We start from the raw sequence: 8,610 nt of genomic DNA, 5'->3' as shown, positions 1-8,610 counted from the left end.
GTTGTTGGTTGTGGACGCCGCGGCTGGGGCCGCCGCCGCGGCAGGCGGACCTGGCGCGGGCAAGCCGGTCCCCTCGCCGCGGACGGCGCATTGCGCCGGCGGTGCCTGTGCACGGTCGGTTCGGGAAGCCGGCGCGCGGGCGCCGGGAGAGAAAAGGTCAGCCGGTCATCGCATCATCGGATCCCCGTGCTGCCGAAGTCTTCGCGCAGCCGCGCCAGGATGCTGACCAGGTGGTCGTGCATGGCGTGGCGGGCGCGGATGGGGTCGCGGTCGACGATGGCCGCGAGGATGCGCTGGTGCTCTTTCTGCGCTTCGGTCCACACGCGGGTGGTCACGAAGTGCTCCTCGAGCCGGTGGAAGACGGGGCTGAGCGTGCTGAGGTGCCAGATGTGCGAAACGGCGGCGGCCAGGGCGGCATTGCCGCAGGCGGCGCCGATGGCGCTGTGGAAAGCGCGGTCGTGTTCGCTGGGCGATTCGGTGGGCGACATGCCGTCGTGCGCGGCGCGGATGGCGGCGATCTGCGCGGGCGAGCCCTTTTGCGCGGCCAGCGCGGCGCACTCGGGCTCGATGAGCAGGCGCGCCTCGAGCAGGTCGAAAGGCCCGATGTCGGTGGCCTCGGCCACGCTGTCCGCATTGGCCGCGGCCGCGTCGCGCCGCGCGGTTTCGCGCGGCGCGCAGACGAAGACGCCGGTGCCCACGCGCACGTCCACATAGCCTTCGATTTCCAGCGCGATCAGGGCTTCGCGCACCGAGGCGCGGCTGACCTGCAACTGCTCGGCCAGGTCGCGCTCTGCCGGCAGCCGCGTGCCGGCGGGAAAGTCGCCCGCCTTGATCCGGGCGGCGATCTGGTCGGCAATCATGCGGTAGAGGCGGGTGGAGGCGACGGCCTGCAGCGAAGTCATGGTGGTCGGAAGCGGTAGTGGGGAAGGGGGAGCTTAACGGCGCGGCGGCGGCGATTCCAGTAGTGGGTCCAGGTGTCTGGTGGTTCGGTGGTCAGGCCACTGCAATGTACCGGACCGGCCGGCGCTTGAAAACCGCCAAATGGTCCGGGAAGCCTGTTTTCAGGGAAAACCACTATGCCGCGCGGCGCGCAGCTCGCCTGGCGACGGACGGGAAATTTCCTTGTAACTGAATTTGCTAAGAAAAATGAGAAGCATTGCTATTAGAATTCATAATTTTCCAGTTCCCTGGGAGGGGAAGTCCATGTCTCGCTACAAGCCCGCCGTGCCCCGCGCGGCTGTGCCGGCGCGCGCCGCGCCATTTCGCAAACCCTGCCTGATTCTCGCGGCCCTGGCCGCCGGCGCGGCCGGCGCCCAGGAAAGCGGCGTGACCACGCTGCCTTCGGTGGAGGTGGTGGCCGACGCGCCGGCCGTCACCACCGAAGGCACGGGGTCGTACACGCCCCGGGCGACCTCCGCCAGCACCGGCCTGCCGCTTTCGCTGCGGGAAACGCCCCAGTCGGTCACGGTGGTGACGCGCCAGCGCATCGAAGACGAAGACATGCGCTCGCTGGTGGACGTGCTGGCCAGCACGCCGGGCATCTCGGTGCAGAACTACGACAGCGAGCGCTACTCGTTCAACTCGCGCGGCTTCAGCATCTCCAACTACCTGTACGACGGCATGCCCACGTCGTTCGACGTGGGCTACGACGCGGGCGAGTCGTCGGCTGACCCCATCATCTACGACCGCGTGGAAGTGGTGCGCGGCGCCACCGGCCTGCTGACCGGCGCCGGCAACCCCTCGGCCTCCGTGAACCTGGTGCGCAAGCACGCCACCAGCCGCGAGTTCAAGGCCGACCTGAGCCTGGGCGCCGGCACCTGGGACACCTACCGCGCCACGGCCGACCTGTCTTCTCCGCTCAACGCCTCGGGCTCGGTGCGCGGCCGCATCGTCTCGGCCTACCAGGACAATCATTCCTATCTGGATGGCTACAGCAAGCGCAAGAAGGTGTTCTACGGCGTGATCGACGCCGACCTCACGGCCAACACCACGCTTAGCGTGGGCTTCAATTACCAGGACAACGACCCTGCCCGCAGCAGCTGGGGCGGCTTCCCGCTCTGGTACGCCGACGGCGGCCGCACCGACTGGAAGCGTTCGCTCAATACCGGCGCCGATTGGACCGCGTGGAACAGCACGACGCAGAACGCTTTCGTCAGCGTGGAACACCGGTTCGCCGGCGGCTGGAACCTGCAGGCATCCGCCTCGCATTCGCGCCACGAGATGGACGCCAAGCTGCTGTACCTGTCCGGCTGGCCGGATCGCCAGACCGGCCTGGGCATGGCGGCCACGCCCGCCTGGTACCTGGGCGATCGCAAGCAGAACAGCCTGGACGTGAAGGCTTCCGGGCCCTTCACGCTGTTCGGCCGCCGCCACGAGGCCGTGGTGGGCGCCAGCCTGGGCCGGCAGTATGCCGACTTCGGCTACCGCGCGCCGATCGATCCCGCCGAGGTAGGCAACTTCCTGCGCTGGGACGGCTCGTATCCCGAGCCGCAATGGAGCGGCGACACCGAAACCGCGTCGCGCTACACCACCAAGCAGACCGGCTGGTACGGCGCGCTGCGCTTCAGCCTGGCCGATCCGCTCAAGCTGATCGTGGGCGGGCGCTACAGCACCTGGGAAACCGACAACGTGGGCTTTGGCGGCACGACCCGCACGTCGTTCGACAAGCACGCCTTCACGCCCTACGCCGGCCTGCTGTACGACATCAACGACAACTACACGGCCTACGTCAGCTACACCGGCATCTTCAATCCGCAAAGCTACCAGGACCGCAACGGCGATTGGCTGGACCCGCTTGAAGGCAAGGCCTACGAGGCCGGCGTCAAGGGCGAGTTCCTGGAAGGCCGCCTGAACGCCAGCGCCGCCGTATTCCAGATGGAACAGGATAACGTGGCCCAGGAAGACCCGGGTTACATGGTGCCGGGCACGACCGACCCCGCCTACCGCGCCGCCCAGGGCACCCGCAGCCGCGGCTTCGACCTGGAAGTCTCGGGCGAGATCGTGCCGGGCTGGAACCTGGCGGCGGGATGGTCGCACTGGACCGCCCGCGACGGCGACGGCAACCCCATCCAGACCGACCAGCCGCGCAGCCTGGTGCGCCTGTTCACTACCTACCGCCTGCCTGGCGACTGGAACCGCCTCACGGTGGGCGGCGGCGTGAACTGGCAAAGCCGCGTCTACACCATGGCCTACGGTCCCAACGGCGAAGAGCGGGTGAGCCAGGGCAGCTACGCCATCGCCAACCTCATGGCGCGCTACCGCTTCAACCGCAACCTGTCGGCCCAGCTCAACGTCAACAACCTGTTCGACCGCAAGTACTACAGCCAGATCGGCTTCTACAGCCAGGGCGCCTGGGCCGCCGGCCGCAGCGCCATGCTGACAATGCGCTATCAGTACTGAGTACTGAGCGCGGGCGCGGCGCCGCCGCGACGGTAGAATCGTTGCGCGGGGCGCCGGCGCGGGTCCGGGGCGGCCGCGATCCGGAGGGCCGGCGCCGCGGCGCCAACCATGGACAGCGTGGAAACCTGCGAGCGGAGAGCCAGCGCGCCGGCGCGTAGCGGCGTCCGGGCCCGGCTCGCGCTGGCCGCGCGCATGGCGGGCCGCGCGCTGGCCAGCCTGGCCGTCGCGCTGTTCGGTCTCTGGGGCTGCGGCGCGCTGTGGTATCAGGCGCGCGGCGGCCCGGGCCGCATTCTTTTCATCGCGCTGTGGGGCGCGCTTTCCGTGGCCGCGGCCGTCGCGCCCTGGCGGCGCGCGGCCGTCCCGCGCATGCGGCGCGCCGCCAGGGCGGGGTACGCGCTCGCGGCGGCCGCGCTGCTAGGCTGGTGGATGTCGCTCGCGCCCTCCAACGACCGCGTCTGGGCCGACGACGTTTCGCGCATGCTGGGCGGCACCGTCCAGGGCCCGGTGGCAACGCTGCGCAACGTGCGCGATTTCGACTGGCGCAGCGAATCCAGCTACACGCCCCGCTGGGAAGAGCGCCGCTACGACCTGGACCAGCTGGTTTCGGTGGACATGATTCTCTCGTCCTGGGGCATGCCCGCCATCGCCCACACGCTGGTGTCCTTCGGCTTCGCTGACGGCGGCCACGTGGCGTTCTCGGTGGAGATCCGCAAAGAGGCGCACGAGCAGTTCTCGGAGATCGGCGGCTTTTTCAAGCAATTCGAGCTGAGCCTGGTGGCCGCCGACGAGCGCGACATCGTCTACGTGCGCACCGCGGTGCGCGGCGAGCGCGTGGCGCTGTATCCCGTGCGCATGCCGCGGCCGGCCATGCGCACGCTGTTCCTCTCCTATGTGGCCACGGCCAACGCGCTCCAGCGCGAGCCGCGTTTCTACCACACGCTGTTCGCCAACTGCACCACGCTCGTCTACCAGTTGGTGCGGCCCATCGTGGGCGGCCTGCCCCTGGACTACCGGCTGCTGCTTTCGGGCTATCTGCCCGAGTACCTCTACGAGCACGGCGGGCTGGACCGCGGCGTGCCGCTTGCCGTGCTGCGGCGCGAAGCCGACATCACCGGGCGCGCCGCCCTGGCGGGCAACACGCCCGGATTTTCCAGGGCCATCCGCGCGCCTTTCCTGGCCGCGGGCGGCGCCGGGGGCTGAGCGATGGCGCGGGATCCGCAAGACGCGCAGATCGCCGCGGCGGCGCGGGCGCTGGCCGCGGGCGACGTGCTGCAGGCCCTGAACCGCGTGGCCCTGCGCCGCGATGCGCCCGCGCTCGCCTTGCGCGGCATCGCCATGGCGCGGCTGGGAGAGCTGGACCGCGCGCGCGAGCTGCTGCGCGAGGCGGGCCGGGCCTTCGGCGCGCGGGCGGCGGTGGCCCGCGCCCGCTGCGTGGTGGCCGAGGCCGAAGTGGCGCTGGCCGCGCGCGAAACGGCCTGGCCCGGCAGCGCGCTGGAGGCGGCATGCGCCGAGCTGGCGGCGGCGGGCGATCACGCCAATGCGGCGCACGCGCGCCTGTTGCAGGCCCGCCGCCTGCTCTGGCTGGGCAGGCTGGACGAAGCCGGCGGCATGCTGGCCCGCGTCGGCTCCGGCCGCCTGCCCGCGGCCCTGGCGGCAGTGCGGGAACTGACCCGCGCGGGCATCGCCATGCGGCAGGTGCGCGCCCGGCTCGCCCGCGAGGCGCTGCGCCGCGCCGCCCGCGAGGCCCGCCGCGCCGGCATTCCGCCTTTGCGGTCCGAAGTCGGCGAGGCCCTGCTCGCCTTGCGCCGGCCGGCGGCGCGGCAGGTGGGGCCGGCCGGCGCGCGCCTGCTGCGCCTGGCGCAGGTCGAGACCCTGTTGGCCTCGGAGGCGTTCATCGTCGATGCCTGCCGCCACGCGGTGCGGCAGGCGGGCTGGGAGGCGCCGCTGGCGCGCCGCCCGGTATTGTTCACCCTGGCGCGCGCGCTGGGCGAGGCCTGGCCCGCCGACGCGCCGCGCCAGGCGCTGATCGCGGCGGCGTTCCGCATGCGTCGGCCGGATGAGACGTTGCGCGCCAGGCTGCGCGTGGAGCTGGGCCGGCTGCGCGCCTTGCTGCGCCCGCACGCCGAGATCCGCGCCACGGCGGCCGGCTATGCGCTGGCGCCGCGCCGCGGCGTGCCGGTGGTGGTGCTGGCGCCGCCCGTGGACGGCCGCCACGCAGCAGTGCAGGCCTGTCTGGCCGAGGGCGGGCCGTGGTCCAGCTCGGCGCTGGCGCAGGCCCTGGGCGCCAGCCAGCGCAGCGTGCAGCGCGCGCTGGAGGCGCTGGCCAGGCAGGGCCGGGCGCAGCCGCTGGGCCGGGGGCGCGCGCGGCGCTGGCTCCCCGCCGCCGGCCCCGTTTTCGCGACGAGCTTGTTACTCCCCGCCGCGCTCCAGGACGCCTAGCATGGAGCCGTCAACTACCCTTTATGCAAAGGACGGCTCATGAACACGACTGCTCGCATCATCCGCGAATACGGCCCCTTTCCCGGCGTGGACTGGGTCCACGGCGTTTCCTGGGACGGCGAGTCGGTCTGGCTCGCCGTCGGCGACCGGCTGGCGGCGCTCGATCCCGCCTCGGGCAGCATTACCCGCGCGCTGGCGGTGGAGGCCCAGGCCGGCACGGCGTTCGACGGCCGCCACCTGTACCAGATCTCGGGCGGCCGCATCCTGAAACTGGACCCCGCCACCGGCGAGACGCTGGCTTCGATTCCCGCGCCGGAAGGCGGCGACGGCAATTCCGGCCTGGCCTGGGCCGAGGGATCGCTCTGGGTGGGGCGCTACCGCGACCGCGAGATCCTGCGCCTGGACCCCGCCACGGGCGACGTGCTGCGGCGCATCGCCTCGCGGCGCTACGTGACCGGCGTCACCTGGGCGGAGGGCGAACTCTGGCACGGCACGTGGGAAGACGGCGCGAGCGACCTGCGGCGCATCGATCCCGAGAGCGGGGAGGCGCTGCAGACGGTGGCGCTGCCCGAGGGGCTGGGGGTTTCCGGCCTGGAGTGGGACGGCGCGGGGTTGTTCTATTGCGGCGGCGGCGACAGCGGCCGCCTGCGCGCGGTCCAGCGTCCCGCCAGACGCTGACCTGACCTCAGCGCGCCTTGCGCCGGGCCGGCTTCCTGGCGCCGGGCGCGCGCGCCGCTTCACGGGCCGCGGCGGCGGCTTCGCTCATCTGTTCCACGCCGGACAGGGCTTCCACATAGGACAGGAACTGCCGCAGGTAGGCGGGCGACAGCTCGCGCATGAGCGAGAGCGAGCGGTGCACCAGGTGGCTGGAGTTGAGCGGGCCGGCGTTTTCGGGCACCTGTTCTTCCGATTTGCGCAACTGCCGGTCGGCCCGGACGGCGGCCCACACGGCTTCGAGCGCCGCGCGCATCGGGGCTTCGGGATAGGCCGCGCGCCGCGCGGCGCGGTCCGGATCGGCTTGCGGATGGGCGTCGAGATAGCCGAGCAGCCCGGCCAGCGCGCCGGGCCGGGCCGGGAATGCCTGCGCCGGTTTCTGCGACGCGCGGGGCGGCAGTTCCGGACCCGCCGACAGGGCGGCCAGGCGCTGCCGGGCGCGTTCGCCGGCGGGGCCCTGGCGCGCGGCGGCGCGCCGCGCCAGCGCTTCCAGATAGCGGGCGCGCACCGGGTCGCGCGGGACGGCGGCTTCCGTATCCGGGTCGCCGGCGGCGGCCGGCGCGGCGTCGAGACGGTCGGCGGCCCGGGGCTCAGTCATGGGAAGGCCGGGGAATGGGCGCGATCTCCACGCGCCGGTTGCGGGCGCGGCCGGCTTCGTCCGTGTTGGGGCTCACCGGCTGCTCCGAACCGAAGGCGGCGGCGAAGACGGACGAGGAAGGCACGCCTGCTTCGATCAGCGCGCGAGTCACGGTCAGCGCGCGCTGCGCCGAAAGCTCCCAGTTGTCGGCAAAGCGGCGGTTGCCGGCATGCACCTGCTGGTCGTCGGTAAAACCGCTCACCATCAGGATTTCGTTGCGCGCGCCCAGGTAGGCCTTCAGCGGCCCGGCCAGGCTTTGCAGCACTTCGCGGCCTTCGGGCTGGAGCTGGTCGGAGTTCAGCGCGAACAGCACGCTGCCGCTGATGCCGATGCGGCCGTCGACCAGCGTGACGCGGCCCGCCGCCAGCGGCACGGCCAGCGCCTGCTCCAGCGTCTGGCGGCGCTGCGTTTCGGCCTCGTGCTGCTTGATCTCTTCGTCCAGCTTGGCCGAGAGTTCGAGCTGCACGCCGATCACGCCCACCAGCACCAGGACGAACGCGCCCAGCAGCACCGACATCAGGTCGCCGAAAACGGCCCAGGTCGGCGCGCTGGTTTCCAGCCCGGCGTCGATATCCTCGTTCATGCGGTTTCGGCGCCGTCGGGCGCGCGTTCGGTGGCCAGTTGCTGGAGGTTCTCGATGATCTGCTTCTGCGACAGCATGCTCAGGTCGATGACTTCGCGCGCCTGCGCCACGTAGTAGGCCAACTGCTCATCGCTGCGGGCGATGGATTTGTCCAGCGCCGATTCCACGCGCGACAGGTGCGCGACCAGCTTGTCGCTGGACTCGCTGAAGACCTGCACTGCCGCGCCGAACGCCTCGCCCAGGCTGGCCACGTCCAGCGCGCCGTCGCTGACCTGCGCGGCCACGTCGGCGATCCTGCCGGTTTCGGCGTCGATCCGGCCGGCGAAGCGGGCGCCCGTTTCTTCCAGCATGCGCGCCGAGGCCCGCACCAGGTCTTCCACCGCGGCGCGCTGTTCGGCCGTGGCTTCGTTCACGGCCTGCGCCAGCGTATCGAGCGTGCCGAGCAGACGGTTGCGCTCTTCCAGCATGGCGTTGTCGCGCACCAGGCTTTCCGAAACCTGCGCGCGCACCTGCGCCGCCAGCTCGGCCGCCGCGCGCGGCGCTTCGGAGGCGGCCTGCACCAGGCGGTCGATTTCGGCCAGGGTGCGGGCCGCATGGGCCTGGCCGCCGGCGGCGATGTCGCGCGCGGCCGAGGCCAGCGCGTCGCAGATTTCCTGCTGCCGGCCAGCCGCCTGTTCGCTGGCCAGGCGCCACTCTTCGCGCAGCGAGGCCGCCATGTCGGCCAGGGTGCCGGTCCAGGCCTGCAGACGCTCGGCGTCGCGGGCGGCGAGGTCGGTGTGCATGCGGGCGGCCGCCTGCGGGGCCTCGGCGGCGGCCTGCACCAGCCGGTCGATTTCGG

7 protein-coding genes and 1 pseudogene are annotated in these 8,610 nt (G+C 72.1%); 4 read left to right on the top strand and 4 right to left on the bottom strand.

Translation table 11 applies throughout. The annotated features are described in order from the left end of the window. Positions 1-173: 173 nt before the first annotated feature. Complete coding sequence (locus NGJ44_RS19920; protein WP_251865371.1) at positions 174-902, bottom strand: FadR/GntR family transcriptional regulator; 729 nt, start codon at positions 900-902, stop codon at positions 174-176. Between the two features lie 301 nt (positions 903-1,203). On the opposite strand from NGJ44_RS19920, the gene fhuE reads away from it, so the two are divergent. The 4 genes from fhuE to NGJ44_RS19900 all read left to right on the top strand — a co-directional run bounded on the left by fhuE (position 1,204) and on the right by NGJ44_RS19900 (position 6,516). Continuing rightward, positions 1,204-3,399, top strand: a complete 2,196-nt coding sequence (gene fhuE, locus NGJ44_RS19915) for a ferric-rhodotorulic acid/ferric-coprogen receptor FhuE (RefSeq protein WP_251865369.1) — start codon at positions 1,204-1,206, stop codon at positions 3,397-3,399. A gap of 108 nt (positions 3,400-3,507) precedes the next feature. Further along, entirely contained in the window at positions 3,508-4,599 is a 1,092-nt protein-coding gene (locus tag NGJ44_RS19910; RefSeq protein WP_251865367.1) for an Lnb N-terminal periplasmic domain-containing protein, read from the top strand. Between the two features lie 3 nt (positions 4,600-4,602). Further along, complete coding sequence (locus tag NGJ44_RS19905) at positions 4,603-5,838, top strand: helix-turn-helix domain-containing protein (RefSeq protein WP_251865365.1); 1,236 nt, start codon at positions 4,603-4,605, stop codon at positions 5,836-5,838. A gap of 39 nt (positions 5,839-5,877) precedes the next feature. Further along, positions 5,878-6,516, top strand: a complete 639-nt coding sequence (locus NGJ44_RS19900; RefSeq protein ID WP_251865363.1) for a Vgb family protein — start codon at positions 5,878-5,880, stop codon at positions 6,514-6,516. A gap of 7 nt (positions 6,517-6,523) precedes the next feature. Here NGJ44_RS19900 and NGJ44_RS19895 read toward each other — a convergent pair whose 3' ends face one another. The 3 genes and pseudogenes from NGJ44_RS19895 to NGJ44_RS19885 all read right to left on the bottom strand — a co-directional run. Continuing rightward, complete coding sequence (locus NGJ44_RS19895; RefSeq protein ID WP_251865361.1) at positions 6,524-7,150, bottom strand: DUF2894 domain-containing protein; 627 nt, start codon at positions 7,148-7,150, stop codon at positions 6,524-6,526. Next, complete coding sequence (locus NGJ44_RS19890; RefSeq protein ID WP_251865359.1) at positions 7,143-7,772, bottom strand: OmpA family protein; 630 nt, start codon at positions 7,770-7,772, stop codon at positions 7,143-7,145. The genes NGJ44_RS19895 and NGJ44_RS19890 overlap by 8 nt, the downstream gene beginning before the upstream one ends. Beyond that, positions 7,769-8,610, bottom strand: a pseudogene (locus NGJ44_RS19885) (DUF802 domain-containing protein); the annotation flags it as partial. The gene NGJ44_RS19890 and the pseudogene NGJ44_RS19885, both read right to left, overlap by 4 nt.

It is taken from the genome of Achromobacter sp. Marseille-Q4962 (genome assembly GCF_943737005.1).
Lineage (GTDB): Bacteria > Pseudomonadota > Gammaproteobacteria > Burkholderiales > Burkholderiaceae_B > Achromobacter.
The sequence above is the reverse complement of the archived record's forward strand: the minus strand, read 5'-3'. Positions and strand labels throughout refer to the sequence as shown.

Coding starts and splice junctions, on each gene's coding strand:
- NGJ44_RS19920 (WP_251865371.1), bottom strand. CDS start 902: ATGACTTCGCTGCAGGCCGTCGCCTCCACCCGCCTCTACCGCATGATT.
- fhuE (WP_251865369.1), top strand. CDS start 1,204: ATGTCTCGCTACAAGCCCGCCGTGCCCCGCGCGGCTGTGCCGGCGCGC.
- NGJ44_RS19910 (WP_251865367.1), top strand. CDS start 3,508: ATGGACAGCGTGGAAACCTGCGAGCGGAGAGCCAGCGCGCCGGCGCGT.
- NGJ44_RS19905 (WP_251865365.1), top strand. CDS start 4,603: ATGGCGCGGGATCCGCAAGACGCGCAGATCGCCGCGGCGGCGCGGGCG.
- NGJ44_RS19900 (WP_251865363.1), top strand. CDS start 5,878: ATGAACACGACTGCTCGCATCATCCGCGAATACGGCCCCTTTCCCGGC.
- NGJ44_RS19895 (WP_251865361.1), bottom strand. CDS start 7,150: ATGACTGAGCCCCGGGCCGCCGACCGTCTCGACGCCGCGCCGGCCGCC.
- NGJ44_RS19890 (WP_251865359.1), bottom strand. CDS start 7,772: ATGAACGAGGATATCGACGCCGGGCTGGAAACCAGCGCGCCGACCTGG.